Origin of the sequence: Pseudomonas sp. FW300-N2F2 (genome assembly GCF_017351655.1) — a bacterium.
GTDB lineage: Bacteria > Pseudomonadota > Gammaproteobacteria > Pseudomonadales > Pseudomonadaceae > Aquipseudomonas > Aquipseudomonas fluorescens_AA.
On record NZ_JACNDQ010000004.1, the window covers coordinates 522,973 to 538,896 of the forward strand.

Annotated in this window: 15 protein-coding genes and 1 other RNA gene; 8 read left to right on the forward strand and 8 right to left on the reverse strand. The window is 63.6% G+C overall.

The window, feature by feature from the left end:
• Positions 1-31: 31 nt before the first annotated feature.
• From J4E63_RS28990 to J4E63_RS29005, 4 genes are all read right to left on the reverse strand, one after another.
• On the reverse strand, positions 32-1,150 hold the full coding sequence (locus tag J4E63_RS28990; RefSeq protein WP_207284045.1) for an ABC transporter permease: 1,119 nt from the start codon (positions 1,148-1,150) through the stop codon (positions 32-34).
• On the reverse strand, positions 1,150-3,876 hold the full coding sequence (gene rbbA, locus J4E63_RS28995; protein WP_207284046.1) for a ribosome-associated ATPase/putative transporter RbbA: 2,727 nt from the start codon (positions 3,874-3,876) through the stop codon (positions 1,150-1,152). The genes J4E63_RS28990 and rbbA overlap by 1 nt, the downstream gene beginning before the upstream one ends.
• Positions 3,873-4,838 carry an HlyD family secretion protein gene (locus J4E63_RS29000; RefSeq protein ID WP_207284047.1) on the reverse strand — a complete coding sequence of 322 codons (966 nt, stop codon included), beginning with the start codon at positions 4,836-4,838 and terminating at the stop codon, positions 3,873-3,875. Before J4E63_RS29000 ends, rbbA begins: the two co-directional genes overlap by 4 nt.
• An 80-nt stretch (positions 4,839-4,918) precedes the next feature.
• Complete coding sequence (locus tag J4E63_RS29005; protein ID WP_207284048.1) at positions 4,919-5,368, reverse strand: EVE domain-containing protein; 450 nt, start codon at positions 5,366-5,368, stop codon at positions 4,919-4,921.
• Between the two features lie 194 nt (positions 5,369-5,562).
• Here J4E63_RS29005 and J4E63_RS29010 point away from each other — a divergent pair, with 194 nt between their 5' ends.
• A complete protein-coding gene (locus tag J4E63_RS29010) occupies positions 5,563-5,709 on the forward strand; it encodes a hypothetical protein (RefSeq protein WP_192262594.1) in 147 nt (48 codons plus the stop codon).
• Positions 5,710-5,732: 23 nt separating this feature from the next.
• On the opposite strand, the gene J4E63_RS29015 is transcribed toward J4E63_RS29010, so the two are convergent.
• From J4E63_RS29015 to J4E63_RS29030, 4 genes are all read right to left on the reverse strand, one after another.
• Entirely contained in the window at positions 5,733-6,350 is a 618-nt protein-coding gene (locus tag J4E63_RS29015; RefSeq protein ID WP_103309018.1) for a 5-formyltetrahydrofolate cyclo-ligase, read from the reverse strand.
• Between the two features lie 117 nt (positions 6,351-6,467).
• A non-coding RNA gene (gene ssrS / locus J4E63_RS29020) (6S RNA) lies at positions 6,468-6,647 on the reverse strand.
• 30 nt (positions 6,648-6,677) lie between these two features.
• On the reverse strand, positions 6,678-6,995 hold the full coding sequence (locus tag J4E63_RS29025) for a cell division protein ZapA (RefSeq protein ID WP_039590276.1): 318 nt from the start codon (positions 6,993-6,995) through the stop codon (positions 6,678-6,680).
• Complete coding sequence (locus tag J4E63_RS29030; protein WP_003177365.1) at positions 6,992-7,201, reverse strand: TIGR02449 family protein; 210 nt, start codon at positions 7,199-7,201, stop codon at positions 6,992-6,994. Before J4E63_RS29030 ends, J4E63_RS29025 begins: the two co-directional genes overlap by 4 nt.
• 130 nt (positions 7,202-7,331) lie before the next feature.
• Between J4E63_RS29030 and J4E63_RS29035 the strand changes: the two genes are divergently transcribed.
• From J4E63_RS29035 to gcvT, 7 genes are all read left to right on the forward strand, one after another.
• Positions 7,332-7,886: a YecA family protein gene (locus J4E63_RS29035; RefSeq protein ID WP_060740134.1), complete on the forward strand. Its 555-nt coding sequence runs from the start codon at positions 7,332-7,334 to the stop codon at positions 7,884-7,886.
• 25 nt (positions 7,887-7,911) lie between these two features.
• Positions 7,912-9,246 carry a Xaa-Pro aminopeptidase gene (gene pepP / locus J4E63_RS29040; protein ID WP_192262596.1) on the forward strand — a complete coding sequence of 445 codons (1,335 nt, stop codon included), beginning with the start codon at positions 7,912-7,914 and terminating at the stop codon, positions 9,244-9,246.
• Positions 9,243-10,430: a 2-octaprenyl-6-methoxyphenyl hydroxylase gene (gene ubiH / locus J4E63_RS29045; protein WP_207284049.1), complete on the forward strand. Its 1,188-nt coding sequence runs from the start codon at positions 9,243-9,245 to the stop codon at positions 10,428-10,430. Before pepP ends, ubiH begins: the two co-directional genes overlap by 4 nt.
• A gap of 67 nt (positions 10,431-10,497) precedes the next feature.
• Positions 10,498-11,715, forward strand: coding sequence for a 2-octaprenyl-3-methyl-6-methoxy-1,4-benzoquinol hydroxylase (locus tag J4E63_RS29050; protein WP_207284206.1), 1,218 nt, complete (start codon positions 10,498-10,500; stop codon positions 11,713-11,715).
• Between the two features lie 217 nt (positions 11,716-11,932).
• A complete protein-coding gene (locus tag J4E63_RS29055; protein WP_207284050.1) occupies positions 11,933-12,937 on the forward strand; it encodes an extracellular solute-binding protein in 1,005 nt (334 codons plus the stop codon).
• A gap of 88 nt (positions 12,938-13,025) precedes the next feature.
• Positions 13,026-14,642 carry an iron ABC transporter permease gene (locus tag J4E63_RS29060; RefSeq protein WP_207284051.1) on the forward strand — a complete coding sequence of 539 codons (1,617 nt, stop codon included), beginning with the start codon at positions 13,026-13,028 and terminating at the stop codon, positions 14,640-14,642.
• 155 nt (positions 14,643-14,797) lie between these two features.
• A complete protein-coding gene (gene gcvT / locus J4E63_RS29065; RefSeq protein WP_207284052.1) occupies positions 14,798-15,880 on the forward strand; it encodes a glycine cleavage system aminomethyltransferase GcvT in 1,083 nt (360 codons plus the stop codon).
• Positions 15,881-15,924: the final 44 nt, after the last annotated feature.

Here is a 15,924-nt window from a genome sequence, read left to right on the forward strand (position 1 = left end):
GTTTCCAGGCTCTGTCCAAGGCTTTTTTTTATCAAGAGGCCAGGCTTTTACGAAAACGCCCCAGGGCGATAGCGAAGAACGACAGCCCGATGACCGCCAGTGCCAACAGGTCTGGCCAGACCACGCCAACCCCTGCGTCACGGAACAGGATCGCCGCGCTGAGGCTGACGAAATGGGTCGAAGGCGAGCCTTGCATCACCCATTGCAGCCATTGCGGCATGCTGTCCAGCGGAGTGCTGCCGCCGGACAACAACAGCATCGGGATGATCACCGGGATCGACAGCAAGCCGAACTGCGGTGTCGAGCGCGCCAGGGTGGCGAGAAAGATACCCAGGGCGGTGCTGGCGAACAGGTAGAGCGCCGTCACCAGCAGGAACAGCAACATGGAGCCGGCCAGCGGCACACCCAGGGCGAACTTGACGATGATCTCCAGCGACACCCAGGTGCACAGCACGACCACCAGCATGTTGCTCCAGATTTTCGCCAGCATGATCTCCAGCGCCGTCAGTGGCAGCACCAGCAAGTGATCGAGGGTGCCGTGCTCGCGCTCGCGCAGCAGGGCGGTTCCCGTCAGGATGATGGCCAGGATCGTAATGTTGTTGACGATCTGGATCACCGCCAGAAACCATCCGCCCTCAAGGTTGGTGTTGAACAGCGCACGGGTGGTCAGCCTGATGGGCGTTTGCTCGCTCGCTTGTGCCTGGCCGCTGTAGGTCAGCAATTGCTGTTGGAAAATCCGCCCGATGTAGCCGGCTCCCATGAACGCCTGGCTCATGGCCGTGGCATCGACGTTCAGTTGTAACGCCGGTTCGCGTCCGGCAAGCAGGTCGGCCTGGAAGTTGGCGGGCACGTTGATGACGAAGGTGTAGCGGCCACTGTCCATGACCTTGTCCAGTTCGGCATAGGGCAGCGCCATCGGGGCCTGGAACTCCGGCGGTTGCAGGGCCTGGGCCAGTTGGCGCGAGAGGTGGCTCTGGTCTTCATCCACCACCGCCACGCTGGCGTTGTGAACGCCAATCACCGAGCCTGCGGCCGGCATATAGATCGCCACGGTGAAGGCGTAGGCCAAAAACAGCAGCAGGACAGAGTCGTGCCGCAAGCTGGTCAGTTCCTTGAGGCCCAGGCGCCAGATGTGTGAAAGCGTGCGCATCAGGCCTCCTGCTTCTTCAGCATGACCAGGCTGAGCCCGGTGAACCCCAGGAAGAACCCGAACAACGCCAGGCATTGCGGCCATAGCTGGCGCAGATCCAGGGCCTTGGTGAAGGTGCCGACGGCGATGTCCAGGAAATGGCCAGCAGGGAACAACTGGCCCATCACCGACGCTGCGCCTTCCAGGGACGAGCGCGGCACGATCAGCCCGGAGAACTGGATGGTCGGCAGGCTGGTGATGATCATGGTGCCGAGGATCGCTGCGATCTGGGTGCGGGTGAACGCCGAGATCAACAAGCCCATGCTGGTGGTCGCCAGCACGTAGAGCAGGCCGCCCAGTGCCAGCGTCAGGCCGCTGCCCTTGAACGGCACGCCGAACAACCAGCGATTCATGGCCGTCAGCAGGGCCAGGTTGACCAGACTGATGACCAGGTAGGGGGCCTGTTTACCCAGCAGGAACTCCAGGCGGGTCAGCGGTGTGGCGTAGAAGTTGGTGATCGAGCCCAGCTCCTTCTCCCGCACGATGCCCAGGGCCGTCAACATGGCGGGAATGAACGCAAGGATCAGTGCCATGACCCCCGGCCCGATGGCATTCACACTGACCACGTCCTGGTTGTAGCGAAACCGGGTTTCCAGCTTGGCCGCGGTGTGCGGGTTGCGCGCCGGGCTGCTCTGTTCGGCCCATTGCTCGAGGTTGGCCTGGTGCACGGCCTCAACGTAGTTGCGACTGGTCTCGGCGCGGAATGGCATGCCGCCGTCCAGCCAGGCGCCGACGGTGGGCTGCCGGCCGGCGTACAGGTCGCGACCGAAACCGGGCGGTATTTCCAGGGCCAGCTTGATTTCCGAGCGTTGCAGGCGTCGATGCAGTTCGTTGGCGTCGCGGATAGCCGGTTGCTCCTCGAAATAGCGCGAGCTGCGAAAAGCCTCCAGGTAGGTGCGACTTTGTGGGCTCTGATCCTGGTCGAACACGGCGAAGGCGAGTTTTTCCACGTCCAGGGAGATGCCGTAGCCGAAGATCACCATCATGAACAGGGCGCCGAGCAGGGCGAATGCCATTCGCACTTTGTCCCGCAACAGTTCCTTGCCTTCTCGGCTGGCGACGGCCAACAGGCGACCAAGGCTGAGGCCGTGCCGGTCCCGCGGGGTGTCGGCCTGGTCGAGGGCCACGGGGGTGGAGGCTTGCTGTGCCTCGCCCTGGGCCTGTTCCAGGCAGGTGACGAACGCGGCTTCCAGGGTCTGGCCGTTGAACTGCGCCTGCAGGGCCGCAGGCGTATCGCAGGCCAGGACCTTGCCGGCGTGCATCAGCGAAATACGGTCGCAGCGCTGGGCTTCGTTCATGAAGTGCGTGGAGAGGAAAATCGTCACGCCCTGTTCGCGAGACAACTCTATCAGCAGGCGCCAGAAGTCATCCCGGGCGGCCGGATCGACGCCGGAGGTCGGCTCGTCGAGGATCAGCACTTCCGGGCGATGCAGCACCGCCACCGCCAGGGACAAACGCTGGCGCAGGCCCAGGGGCAATGCCCCGGAAGGCTGGTCGGCGAGGTCCTGCAACTTGAAACGTTGGATCAGGTCTTCGATGCGGATGGTGCTTTCGGTCTTGGGCAGGTCGAACAGCTTGGCGTGCAAGGTCAGGTTCTGGCGCACGCTCAGCTCGCCATACAGCGAGAAGCTCTGGGACATGAAGCCCACCCGTTTGCGAGTGGCGAGGTCCTTGGCGTTGACCGGGTTGCCCAGCAGGCGGGCGCTGCCTTCGCTGGCAGGCATCAGCCCGGTCAGCACTTTCATGGTGGTGGTCTTGCCGCAACCGTTGGAGCCCAGGAAACCGAAAATCTCACCACGACCAATCGCGAAGCTGACGTGATCGACCGCGGTGAAATCACCGAAGCGCAAGGTGAGGTCATGGGCTTCGATGGCAATGTCGGCGGTGCTGTCGCCCCTGGGAGGGATCGTCAGCGGCTCGGCGTCGCGACCGCTGTCGCCCTGGAAATGGGTGAAGGCCGAGTCGAGCTTGCCGTCCGGCGTGACAGCGGCCAGGTCCGCGCTCAATCCCTGGGCGATCAGGCGACCGTTGTCGAGCATCAGGCAATGCTCGAATTGTTCGGCTTCTTCCATGTAGGCCGTGGCGACCAGCAGGGTCAGTTGCGGTCGTTGGCGGCGCACGTCTTCTATCAGTTCCCAGAAGCGTCGCCGCGACAGCGGGTCCACGCCAGTGGTGGGTTCGTCGAGAATCAGCAGGTCCGGCTCGTGGATCAGTGCGCAACACAGGCCGAGCTTCTGTTTCATGCCACCGGACAACTTGCCCGCCGGGCGGTCGGCAAAACGCTGCAGGTCGGTCGCCAGCAGCAGCGTGCCCATGCGTTGTTCGCATTCCGCCCGCGATAGTCCGAACAGCGTGCCGAAAAACCGGATGTTCTCGCGTATCGACAGATCAGGATAAAGGTTGCCCCCCAGTCCTTGAGGCATGAAGGCGATACGTCGGTAGAGGGTGTTGCGATGATGCCGGTCCTCGATCGATGCACCCAGTACGTCCAGTTCGCCGTGCTGGAGTTTCTTCACCCCGGCAATCAATCCCAGCAGGCTCGACTTGCCGGCCCCGTCCGGGCCGATCAGGCCGCAGCGAGTACCGGCGGGCAGATGGAAAGCGATGTCGTCCAGGGCGGCATGGGCGCCGTAGCGGTGCTTGAGGCCCGAGGCGCGCAGCGCCGGTTCGCCGCCGCCGGCGTTCATTGCAGGTTGGCCGGCCAGTCGATGGGGGCCGTGCGCAGGTAGCCGGCACCCGGCATGCCGGGTTTGGCCTGGGGCACCTCGCCGGGCCGGGTCAGGCGTACCTTGACGCGGAACACCAGCTTCTGGCGTTCGTCACGGGTTTCGACTTCCTTGGGGGTGAACTGGGATTTTGCCGCGACGAAGCTGATCGTGGCCGGCAGCGGACGCTCGGGCAAGGCGTCGAGCAGTACTCGTGCTTCGTCGCCTACCGCCAGTTTCCCGGCCACGGACGCCGGCAGGTAGAGGTTCATGTACTGGTCGTTCGGATCGATCATCAGCAGCACCCGCCCACCAGCGCCCAGTACTTCGCCCGGTTCGGCCAGGCGCAGTTGGATCACGCCGTCGATGGGCGCGCGCAAGCGGCTGTCGTCGATTTCGCTGGTCAGTTGGGCCACCTGGGCGAGGGTCGCGCCGATGGCGGCGTTTGCCGCCGATACCTGAGCCCGGGCCGCATTGACCGCGGCGTTGGCAGTGTCCATTCGGGCCTGCTGTTGGTCGATGACCTGGCCGCTGGCAAAACCACGCTTGAACAGTTCCCGGGTCCGCTGGAGTTCCTGGTGGGCGAGCAATTGTTCGCTCTGGCGCAGCTGTACATTGGCCTCGGTGGCCGCGAAATTTTCCCGGGCCCGCAGTACTTCGGCTTCGGCCTGGTTGCGCTGGGCTTCCAGGGTACGGGTGTCCATGCGCGCCAGTAGCTGGCCTTTGACGACCTTGTCGCCCTCATTGGCAAGCACTTCGGCCAGGCGACCGGGGGTCTTGCTGGCGATCTGGACTTCGGTGGCTTCGAGGCGCCCGTTGCCCATGCTCAGGCCTTCCGGCAGGCGGTCATGTCGAGACTTCCAGTAGCCGAACCCGCCGGCGGCCAACAGGACCGCCAGCAGGGCGAGGGCGAAGAAACGAGAGGTATGAGGGGGCGTCGACATGTCCGGCATCCTGCGGCTGTAGCGTCCAGTTTGCTGGATCCGCTACCGCCCCAGCTTGATATCCATCAATACATGGATGTTCAGCGCAGGGCAATCACTGCCGCCCACTGCTCGGCGGTCACCGGCATCACCGAAAGCCGCGAGCCTTTCTGCACCAGCGGCATCTCGGCCAGGGCGGTCTGTTGCTTGAGGTAGTCGAGCTTGAGGACACGGGGGAAGGTCTCGACATGCGCCACGTCGATCGCGGTCCAGGGGTTTTTATCCGGGCCGGCCTTGGGGTCTAAGTAGGGGCTGTCGGGGTCCAGGGCCGTTGGGTCGGGGTAGGCCGCCTGGATGATTTTGCCAATCCCGGCGATGCCTGGCTCGGGGCAACTGGAATGGTAGAAAAAGAACGTGTCACCCACCGCCATGGCCCGCAGGAAATTGCGTGCCTGGTAGTTGCGAACGCCGTCCCAGCGGGCCTGGCCGAGCTTTTCCAGGCCCTGGATGGACAGTTCGTCGGGCTCGGATTTCATCAGCCAATAGGCCATGATTGCTACTCCTTGGCGGTGTTGAAAAAATAGTTCAGCGATTTTATGACAAACCGACGGTCGGTTGACGCCAGCATTTGCGTGTCGGGGCCGGTTGCCGCAAAATGCCGGCCTTCCAAGCTTGACGCTGCTGCACGGCCAATAAGAAAACCGCTGCTGTCATCGTGTGTGATATGCCTTGAGGGGGGCAATCGATGAAACGCAAACCGGATTTGTTGTGGATCTTGGTCATTCTGTTCGGTCTGGGTGTCGTGACCACGGGTTACGCCCAGAGCCTGTGGGCCAACAAGACCGATGCGCCGGTGGATATCACCCAGCCCGCGCCATCGCTCAAGCGCTGAACCTGCTTTCCAGGCGCCGCTGATTACCGCGGCGTCAACCCCGCGATATACCATTGCCTGTCGCTGACCGTTCCCTGTAGCGGCACGTCCCAGCTTGCCTGCGCCAATCGTTCGACCTTCTGGCATTCATGGGCCAGCCCCAGCAGCGTTGGCTTGCGCCACTGCTTGCGTCGCGCCAGGTACGCCAGGCTGCGGTCGTAAAAGCCGCCGCCCATGCCCAGTCGACCTCCCGCATCGTCAAACCCCACCAATGGCAACAACACCAGGTCCAACGTCCAGACCTTGCGTTGTCGGGCGATGTTCTTGCGTGGCTCGGGGATGCGAAACCGGTTGGGCTGCATTTTTTCTCCGGGGTGGATGCGCTGGAACACCATCTTGGTCTGCGGCCACGGGCTGAGCACCGGCAGATAGGTGGCCTTGCCCCGGCGCTGGGCCGCGCGCAGCAGCAGGCGCGGGTCGATCTCGCCATCGTTGGGCAGGTACAGGGCGATGTGCTTCGCACGGCGGAACAATGGATGCTGGGCCAGTTGTTTGTACAGCCCGCGGGCGGCTTGCCGTTGCTGGGCGGGCGTCAGGGCGCGACGGGCCTGGCGTAGCAGGCGGCGAAGTTGCGGGCGGGGCAGCAGCGCGGGTTCAGTCATGTCGAGGCTTCACGCAGTGGCGATGCCGTACAGCGTAACCGCAAAACAGGACGCTCAGAAATGCCTGCGCCCGGAAACGACAATGCCAGTCCACATGGACTGGCATTGTCTGGAGTCAGGCTCCCCGGATGAACCGCTGTCGGCTTAGCCCTTGAACCCGAAAGTTCAAGGTGGAAGTTGCAGGAGGCGTTAAGGCTTTCCGTCAAGCGGACATGCACACCGGCCCCAACGTGCAACCCCCGTGGTTGTGCGTATCGGCTCAGGGACATCACCAACTGGCAAGCACCCCAGGGAGTGAGGCGAGTATACCCCAGGCAGCCTCGCGAATCAGCCCTTGCTGACGTCTGGATCGGTGGCGAGCACCAGATCCACCCGATCGAGCAGGTCGCGTACCTGCTCGCGGGTCGAGCCACTGACCTGTACGTCCGGCGTATCCTGGCGATGCAGCAGGTCGTGGGTGATGTTCAAGGCGGCCATTACGGCGATGCGGTCGGCGCCGATGACTTTGCCGCTGCTGCGGATTTCGCGCATCTTGCCGTCCAGGTAACGGGCGGCGCTCACCAGGTTGCTGCGCTCTTCCTGGGGGCAGATGATCGAATATTCTTTGTCGAGGATCTGCACGGTAACGCTATTGCTTGAACTCATGAGTCTTGCTCCAGGGCCTTGAGGCGCGAAATCATCGATTCGACCTTACGCCGGGCGATTTCGTTTTTTTCAATGAGGTGCGCGCGTTCCTCGCGCCAGGTCTTTTCCTGAGCTAATAGGAGTCCGTTTTGGCTCTTAAGTTGCTCGACCCGGTCAATTAGCAGTTCGAGTCTGGCCATCAGCGCTTGCAGGTCGGTGTCTTCCATTGTGTCCACTGAAGAATGTGTCTGATGGAGGGATGTGGGTCGCACAGCCTCTGATAGTCTTGGCGAGTCTGTCGATGTAGGATACAAGGCCTCCATTCTAGACATAGCGCCGTCTGGCGCCTAGCTGCCCATGCCCATTCAGAATTCCCCGTATCAAGCATTCGCCACCCTGCTGAGCACCAGCGGTCACCCTGTATCGCCTGCCGAACTGCATGGCCTGTTGCTCGGCCGCAGTTGCGCCGGCGCCGGTTTCGATGCCGACGGCTGGTTGGCCGACGCCGCCGAGCTGCTGGAAGGCGAGCCGGCGGACAACGTCCGTAACGCGCTGATCGGCCTGCAGGAAATGGTCAAGGGTGAGTTGACCAGCGATGACATGACCGTCGTCCTGCTGCTGCCCACCGACGACGCCCCCCTGGCCGAACGCGCCGCGGCGCTGGGCCAGTGGTGCCAGGGCTTCCTTGCCGGCTTCGGCCTCACCCGCCGCGAATACGCGCTGAGCGAAGAGGCCAAGGAAGTGCTGCAGGACTTGGCCGCGATCTCCCAGGTCCAGGATGCCCTGGAGGAGTCCGATGACGGCGAAAGCGACTACATGGAAGTGATGGAGTACCTGCGGGTCGCACCATTGCTACTGTTCACAGAGACCAAGAAAACCGATGCAGCGGCTCCCAAGCCGTCCTTGCATTGAATTTCAGAGGGAACCCCGTCTGCCCATGATTCATATCCCGAAATCGGAATACAGCCGTCGCCGCAAGGCCCTGATGGCGCAGATGGAACCCAACAGCATCGCAATCCTGCCCGCCGCCGCCGTTGCGATCCGCAACCGCGACGTCGAGCATGTCTACCGCCAGGACAGTGACTTCCAGTACCTCAGCGGCTTCCCCGAGCCGCAAGCGGTGCTGGTGCTGATGCCCGGCCGCGCCCATGGCGAATACATCCTCTTTTGCCGCGAGCGCAACGCCGAACGTGAGTTGTGGGACGGCCTGCGCGCGGGCCAGGAAGGGGCGATCCGTGACTTCGGCGCCGACGACGCGTTTCCCATCACCGACATCGACGACATCCTGCCGGGCCTGATCGAAGGCCGCGACCGGGTGTATTCGGCCATGGGCAGCAACCCGGAGTTCGACCGGCACCTGATGGAGTGGATCAACGTGATTCGCTCCAAGGCCCACCTCGGCGCCCAGCCGCCGAACGAATTCGTTGCCCTGGATCACTTGCTGCACGATATGCGCCTGTATAAATCGGCGGCGGAACTGAAGGTCATGCGCGAAGCGGCGCGGATCTCCGCCCAGGCGCACATCCGGGCGATGCAGGCGGCGCGCCCGGGGTTGCACGAGTTCAGCCTGGAGGCCGAGCTCGATTATGAATTCCGCAAGGGCGGGGCGAAGATGCCGGCCTATGGCTCGATCGTCGCGGCGGGGCGCAACAGCTGCATCCTGCACTACCAGCAGAACGATGCGCTGCTCAAGGACGGCGACCTGGTGTTGATCGATGCCGGCTGTGAAATCGACTGCTACGCCAGCGATATCACCCGTACCTGGCCGGTCAGCGGCAAGTTTTCGCCCGAGCAGAAGGCGATCTACGAAGTGGTGCTGGCCGCCCAGGAAGCCGCGTTTGCCCAGATCGCACCGGACAAGCACTGGAACCAGGCCCACGAAGCGACGGTCCGGGTCATAACCGAAGGGTTGGTGCACCTGGGGCTGCTGGAGGGTGAGGTGGACGAGTTGATTGCCAGCGAGGCCTACCGGGCGTTCTACATGCACCGCGCCGGCCATTGGCTGGGCATGGACGTGCATGATGTGGGCGAATACCGGGTTGGCGGCGAGTGGCGGGTCCTGGAAATCGGCATGACGCTGACGGTGGAGCCGGGCATCTATATCAGCCCGAACAACCGCAGTGTCGCGAAAAAATGGCGCGGCATTGGCGTGCGCATCGAGGATGACGTGGTAGTGACCAAAACCGGTTGTGAAATCCTGAGCCGAGGCGTGCCGAAAACGGTCGCCGACATCGAGGCCCTGATGGCCGCCGCCCGGACGCAAGCGGCATGAGCCGGGTCAGTCTGGCGATCATTGGCGGTGGCCTGGTCGGCGCGAGCCTGGCGCTGGCCATGCAGGCCGGTGCCAAGGCCCGGGGCTGGAGGATCATCCTGATCGAGCCCTTCGCCCCCGGCGACGCCTGGCAGCCAAGCTACGATGCCCGGTCTTCGGCGTTGTCCTACGGTGCCCGGCAGATTTATCAACGCTTGGGTGTCTGGCAGGAGATTTCCCGTCGTGCCGAACCGATCAAGCAGATCCATGTGTCCGATCGCGGACGGTTTTCCACGGCGCGGCTCTCGGCCATGGAAGAGGGCGTGCCGGCGCTGGGCTACGTGGTGGAAAACGCCTGGCTCGGCCAGTGCCTGTGGCAAGGCCTGGACCCGGAGGTGGTCAGTTGGCGCTGCCCGGCGCAGGTTACGCGTATGGAGCCACTGGTCGGCGGTTATCGCCTGACCCTCGACGACGAAACCACCCTGGAGTGCGACCTTGCCGTTCTGGCCGATGGTGGTCGCTCCAGCCTGCGCGAGCAGTTGGGCGTCGGCGTACGCAGTCGTCCCTATGACCAGAGCGCCTTGATCGCCAACATCACCCCCAGCGAAGCCCACAATGGCATGGCCTTCGAACGCTTCACCGATGACGGCCCGATGGCCTTGTTGCCGCTGCCGGAGAATCGTTGCGCGCTGGTCTGGACCCGCCAGGGCATGGACGCGCAACGGCTGGCGGCCCTCGACGAGCGCAGCTTTCTCGCCGAATTGCAGGGTGTGTTCGGTTATCGCCTGGGGACGCTGAAGCAGGTGGGTGTACGGCACCTGTACCCGTTGGCGCTGGTGGAGGCCGAAGAGCAGGTCCGTCCGCACCTGGCGATCCTGGGCAATGCTGCCCACAGCCTGCATCCGATTGCCGGGCAGGGGTTCAACCTGTCCCTGCGCGATGCCCAGGCCCTGGCCGATGCCTTGCTCGACAGCGATCGCGAGCCGGGGGATTTTGCCGTGTTGCAAGCCTACCGCGAGAGCCAGCGCATGGACCAGGCCCTGACCGTGGGCTTCTCCGACCAGGTCACGCGGCTGTTCGGCAGCAGCCTGCCGCTGGTGTCCCTGGGCCGCAACCTCGGCTTGCTGGGCCTCGACCTGCTGCCGCCGGCCAAGCGCTGGTTCGCCCGCCAGGCCATGGGGCTGGGGACGCGTCCCGATGCTTGAGGCTGGGGTGGTCATTTCTTTTCATGGGCGGCTGATGTCGCCCGCAAAACAGGCTTAGAGCATGGAATTGCGTGCAGATCTGCTGATTGTCGGCGCCGGTATGGTCGGCAGCGCCCTGGCGCTGGCGTTGCAGGGCAGTGGCCTGCAAGTGTTGTTGCTCGACGGCAGCCCGATGAGCGTCAAGCCCTTCGATCCCCAGGCCGCGTTCGAGCCCCGGGTCAGTGCCTTGTCGACGGCCAGCCAGCGGATCCTCGATCGCCTGGGCGTCTGGCAGGGCATCACCACCCGGCGTACCAGCCCTTACACCGACATGCACGTCTGGGACGGCAGTGGCACCGGGCAGATCCATTTTTCCGCGGCCAGCCTGCATGCCGAGACGCTTGGGCACATCGTGGAAAATCGCGTGGTGCAGGATGCCCTGCTGGACCGCCTGCATGACTGCGACCTGGGCTTGTTGGCCAACGCCCGGCTGGAGCAGATGCGTCGTTCTGGCGACGACTGGCTGCTGACCCTGGCCGACGGCCGCACGTTGCGGGCGCCCCTGGTCATTGCCGCCGATGGCGCGAATTCCGCTGTGCGCCGCCTGACCGGCGTGGCGACGCGTGAATGGGATTACCTGCACCACGCCATCGTCACCAGCGTGCGCAGCACCCGGCCGCATCGGATGACGGCATGGCAGCGCTTCACCGACAACGGCCCGCTGGCGTTCCTGCCCCTTGAGCGTGATGGCCAGCACGACTGGTGCTCGATTGTCTGGTCCACCACCCCCGAAGAAGCGCAGCGCCTGATGGCGCTCGATGACAGCGAGTTCTGCAACGAACTGGAACGCGCCTTCGAAGGCCAGCTTGGCCCGGTACTGAGCGCCGACCCGCGCCTGTGCGTGCCGCTGCGCCAGCGACATGCCAAGCGCTATGTGGCCGACGGGCTGGCGTTGATCGGCGACGCGGCCCATACCATCCATCCATTGGCCGGGCAGGGGGTGAACCTGGGCTTCCTCGACGCCGCCGTGCTGGCCGAAGTGCTGTTGCACGCGGCCGGCCGTGGCGAGCGGTTGGCGGACGTGAAGGTGTTGAGCCGCTACGAGCGCCGACGCATGCCTCACAACCTGGCGCTGATGGCGGCGATGGAGGGCTTCGAGCGGTTGTTCCAGGCCGATCCGCTGCCGGTGCGCTGGTTGCGCAACACCGGGCTGAAGCTGGTGGACCGCCTGCCTGAGGCCAAGGCCTTGTTCGTGCGCGAGGCGCTGGGGTTGAGTGGGGACTTGCCGGATTTGGCCAAGGCCTGAGATGTGGGTTGGGGCTCATGGCCTCATCGCGAGCAAGCTCGCTCCCACAGTCGTCACCGGTTCGAATGTGGGAGCGAGCTTGCTCGCGATGAGGCCGTCACAGCCACCTCACTCCATCTGTGCAACATTTGGAAATGTGTCCGCCCACTGTTCGATTGAGATGCCAAATGTGAGTCCTTATCATTTGCGCCTCTTTCGCCATCCAGAGACCGCTATCATGTTGGCAACCAAGCGCCTGCTGTCCGTCCTCGCCTTGACCCTGATCGGCACCACTGCCGCCCAGGCCGCCGATGAGGTGGTGGTCTACTCCTCGCGTATCGATGAACTGATCAAGCCGGTCTTCGATGCCTACACCCAGAAAACCGGCGTCTCGGTGAAGTTCATCACCGACAAGGAAGCGCCGTTGATGCAGCGGATCAAGGCCGAAGGCGAGAACGCCACCGCCGACCTGCTGCTCACCGTCGATGCCGGCAACCTCTGGCAGGCCGAGCAGATGGGCATTCTCCAGCCGTTCACCTCCCCGGTGATCGACGCCAACATCCCGTCCCAATACCGCGCCTCGTCCCACGCCTGGACCGGCTTGAGCCTGCGGGCGCGGACCATTGTCTATTCCACCGACCGGGTTAAACCGGGCGAATTGACCACCTATGAAGCGCTGGCCGGCAAAGAGTGGGAAGGCCGTCTGTGCCTGAGGACCTCGAAAAAGGTCTATAACCAGTCCCTGACCGCCACGCTGATCGAAACCCACGGTGCGGAAAAAACCGAGGAAATCCTCAAGGGCTGGGTCAGGAACTTGTCCACCGACGTGTTCTCCGATGACACCGCATTGCTTGAAGCGATCAATGCTGGCCAGTGCGATGTCGGTATCGTCAACACCTACTACTATGGCCGCCTGCACCAGCAGAAGCCGGACCTGAAGGTGAAGCTGTTCTGGCCGAACCAGGCTGATCGCGGCGTGCACATCAACCTCTCGGGCATTGGCTTGACCAAGCATGCGCCGCATCCGGATGCCGCCAAGAAACTGGTGGAGTGGATGACCACACCAGAAGCGCAAAGCATCTTCGCCGACGTGAACCAGGAATTCCCGGCCAACCCGAAGGTCGAGCCGTCCAAGGAAGTGGCGGCCTGGGGTGCGTTCAAGGCCGATACCTTGCCGGTGGAAGTCGCGGGTAAACGCCAGGCCGAAGCCATTCGCATGATGGATCGCGCTGGCTGGAATTAACCCCAAGCCAGACACGATTCCCTGTGGTGGTTATAAAATAGATGCCCGCGCCAATGCGCGGGCATCATCATTTGAACGAGAGCTCCCCTTGGCCCACCCCGCCCAACGCCGCTGGTACCCCCTGGTCTTCGCCATCGCTGCGCTGGTCCTGTTGCCCTTGAGTGTCTTGCTGCTGTCCTGGCAGAGCATCGACCAGCAAATCTGGTCCCACTTGTGGGATACGCAGATGCCGCGCTTGTTGGGCAACACCCTCACCTTGATCATTGGCGTGGGTGTCGGAGTGACCTTGCTGGGTGTCAGCCTCGCCTGGCTCACCAGCCTGTGTGAATTCCCGGGACGTCGCTGGCTCGATTGGGCGTTGATGCTGCCGTTCGCGATTCCGGCCTATGTGTTGGCGTTCGTTTTCGTTGGCCTGCTGGATTTCGCCGGTCCGGTGCAGACGCTGATGCGTGAATGGTTCGGCAGCGGCCTGCGCCTGCCCCGGGTTCGTTCCACCGGCGGGGTGATCCTGGTGCTGGTGCTGGTCTTTTACCCTTATGTCTATTTGTTGGCGCGCAGTGCCTTCCTGGCCCAGGGCAAGGGCTTGATGGAGGCTGCCCGGGTGCTGGGGCAGTCGCCGTGGCAGGCGTTCTGGCGCGTGGCGCTGCCGATGGCCCGGCCAGCCATCGGTGCGGGCGTGGCGCTGGCGCTGATGGAAACCCTGGCGGATTTCGGCGCGGTGTCGGTGTTCAACTTCGACACCTTCACCACCGCCATCTACAAGACCTGGTACGGCTTCTTCAGCCTTTCCAGCGCTGCCCAACTGGCCAGCCTGCTGTTGCTGGCGGTGATGCTGGTGCTCTACGGCGAACGCCGGGCCCGCGGCGCTCACCGGACCAGTAACGAGCGGCCCCGGGTCAAGGCGTTGTACACGTTGCGCGGCCTCAAGGCCGTGGCGGCCAGTGGCTGGTGCTTCCTGGTATTTGCCTGCGCGTTTGTCATCCCGGTGCTGCAGTTGGTGGTGTGGTTCTGGCAACGCGGTCGTTTCGACCTGGATGAGCGTTATGCCGGGCTGATTGTCCATACCCTCTACCTGGGCGGCCTGGCGGCGCTGGTCACCGTCTGTGTGGCCTTGCTGCTGGCGTTCGCCCGGCGGCTGGCGCCGACCCGTCCGATTCGTGCCGGCGTCGGCCTGGCGAACCTGGGGTATGCCTTGCCCGGTTCGGTGCTGGCGGTGTCGATCATGCTTGCGTTCAGCTACCTGGACCGTGAGCTGGTCATCCCGCTGTCGACCTGGCTCGGCGGTGCAGGCAAGCCATTGTTGCTGGGCAGCCTGTCGGCGCTGTTGCTGGCGTACCTGGTGCGTTTCCTGGCCGTGGCCTACGGGCCGTTGGAGAGCAGCCTGGCGCGCATTCGTCCGTCCTTGCCCGAAGCGGCACGCAGCCTTGGGGTCAGTGGCCCGCGACTGTTTTTCAAAGTGTATCTGCCGTTGCTGTTGCCCGGCACCTTGAGCGCGGCGTTGCTGGTGTTCGTCGATGTGCTCAAGGAAATGCCCGCGACGTTGCTGATGCGCCCGTTCGGCTGGGACACGCTGGCAGTGCGGATCTTCGAGATGACCAGCGAAGGGGAGTGGGCCCGGGCCGCGTTACCGGCGCTGACGTTGGTATTGGTGGGGCTGTTGCCGGTCATCGGATTGATACGACGTTCGGCCCATCGAAACAGCTAGGTGCCAGTCCTACCTCATGCGGCTACAATGCGCGGCATTCGGTGCGGTCCGTCTGTCGGACCGGGCAACTGAGAGCGTCAGAAAACTCCTTTTTTCAGACGTTCGCGCTACGCAGTGTCCGTCCGCACCTTCGCCAAGCCCGGAAGGAGAAACCCATGGGACAGCGTACGCCTCTGTATGACCTTCATCTCGCCCTTGGCGCGAAGATGGTCGATTTTGGCGGTTGGGATATGCCTTTGCATTACGGCTCGCAGGTCGAAGAACACCATCAGGTGCGTCGCGACTGCGGTGTGTTCGATGTATCCCACATGACCGTGATCGACGTCGCCGGCCCCCAGGCCAAGGTCTGGCTGCAGCGCTTGCTGGCCAATGACGTCGACCGCTTGCAAGACACAGGCAGTGCCTTGTACAGCGCGATGCTCAATGAGCGCGGCGGCATCGTCGACGACATGATCATCTACCGTGTCGAAGACGGTTATCGCCTGGTCTTCAACGCATCGACCCGCGATCAGGACCTGGCCTGGATGCAGGCACAACTCGGTGACTACGACGCGCAACTGCATGAGCGCCCCGAGCTGGCGATGCTGGCGATCCAGGGCCCCCACGCCCGACAGAAGATTGCCGAGCTGGTCACGCAATCCCGTGGGCAAATCATCCAGCAACTCAAGCCTTTCGAAGGGCGCGCCGACGGCGAATGGTTCATCGCCCGGACCGGCTACACCGGCGAAGATGGCCTGGAAATCGTCCTGCCCGCCCAGGAGGCCCCGAGTTTCTTCAACGACCTGGTCGGCGCTGGCATTTCGCCCATCGGCCTCGGCGCCCGCGACACCTTGCGCCTGGAGGCCGGCATGAACCTCTACGGCCAGGATATCCATCAGGATATTTCCCCGCTGGCCTCGAACATGGCCTGGAGTATCGCCTGGGAACCGGCGAGCCGTCAGTTCATCGGGCGCAGTGCGCTGGAGGCCGAGTTGGCCAGCGGTGTGCAGCACAAACTGGTCGGGCTGGTGCTGGAGGAGCGGGGTGTTTTGCGCGCCCATCAGGTGGTTCGCATCGCCAATGTTGGCGAAGGGGAGATCACCAGTGGTAGTTTTTCTCCTACGCTTAGCAAGTCGATCGCCCTGGCACGTGTTCCGATGGCAACCGCCGACCGTGCCGAGGTAGAAATTCGCGGCAAGTGGTACCCGGTACGGGTGGTCAAACCGACCTTCGTCCGCCATGGCAAAACCCTGATCTAACCTTTTGCGGCGGGCCGCTGGCCGCTGACACTTTCTATTGAGGA

Excerpts from the sequence above, each read along its gene's own strand:
- J4E63_RS28990 (WP_207284045.1), bottom strand. The coding sequence starts at position 1,150 with ATGCGCACGCTTTCACACATCTGGCGCCTGGGCCTCAAGGAACTGACC.
- rbbA (WP_207284046.1), bottom strand. The coding sequence starts at position 3,876 with ATGAACGCCGGCGGCGGCGAACCGGCGCTGCGCGCCTCGGGCCTCAAG.
- J4E63_RS29000 (WP_207284047.1), bottom strand. The coding sequence starts at position 4,838 with ATGTCGACGCCCCCTCATACCTCTCGTTTCTTCGCCCTCGCCCTGCTG.
- J4E63_RS29005 (WP_207284048.1), bottom strand. The coding sequence starts at position 5,368 with ATGGCCTATTGGCTGATGAAATCCGAGCCCGACGAACTGTCCATCCAG.
- J4E63_RS29010 (WP_192262594.1), top strand. The coding sequence starts at position 5,563 with ATGAAACGCAAACCGGATTTGTTGTGGATCTTGGTCATTCTGTTCGGT.
- J4E63_RS29015 (WP_103309018.1), bottom strand. The coding sequence starts at position 6,350 with ATGACTGAACCCGCGCTGCTGCCCCGCCCGCAACTTCGCCGCCTGCTA.
- J4E63_RS29025 (WP_039590276.1), bottom strand. The coding sequence starts at position 6,995 with ATGAGTTCAAGCAATAGCGTTACCGTGCAGATCCTCGACAAAGAATAT.
- J4E63_RS29030 (WP_003177365.1), bottom strand. The coding sequence starts at position 7,201 with ATGGAAGACACCGACCTGCAAGCGCTGATGGCCAGACTCGAACTGCTA.
- J4E63_RS29035 (WP_060740134.1), top strand. The coding sequence starts at position 7,332 with ATGCCCATTCAGAATTCCCCGTATCAAGCATTCGCCACCCTGCTGAGC.
- pepP (WP_192262596.1), top strand. The coding sequence starts at position 7,912 with ATGATTCATATCCCGAAATCGGAATACAGCCGTCGCCGCAAGGCCCTG.
- ubiH (WP_207284049.1), top strand. The coding sequence starts at position 9,243 with ATGAGCCGGGTCAGTCTGGCGATCATTGGCGGTGGCCTGGTCGGCGCG.
- J4E63_RS29055 (WP_207284050.1), top strand. The coding sequence starts at position 11,933 with ATGTTGGCAACCAAGCGCCTGCTGTCCGTCCTCGCCTTGACCCTGATC.
- gcvT (WP_207284052.1), top strand. The coding sequence starts at position 14,798 with ATGGGACAGCGTACGCCTCTGTATGACCTTCATCTCGCCCTTGGCGCG.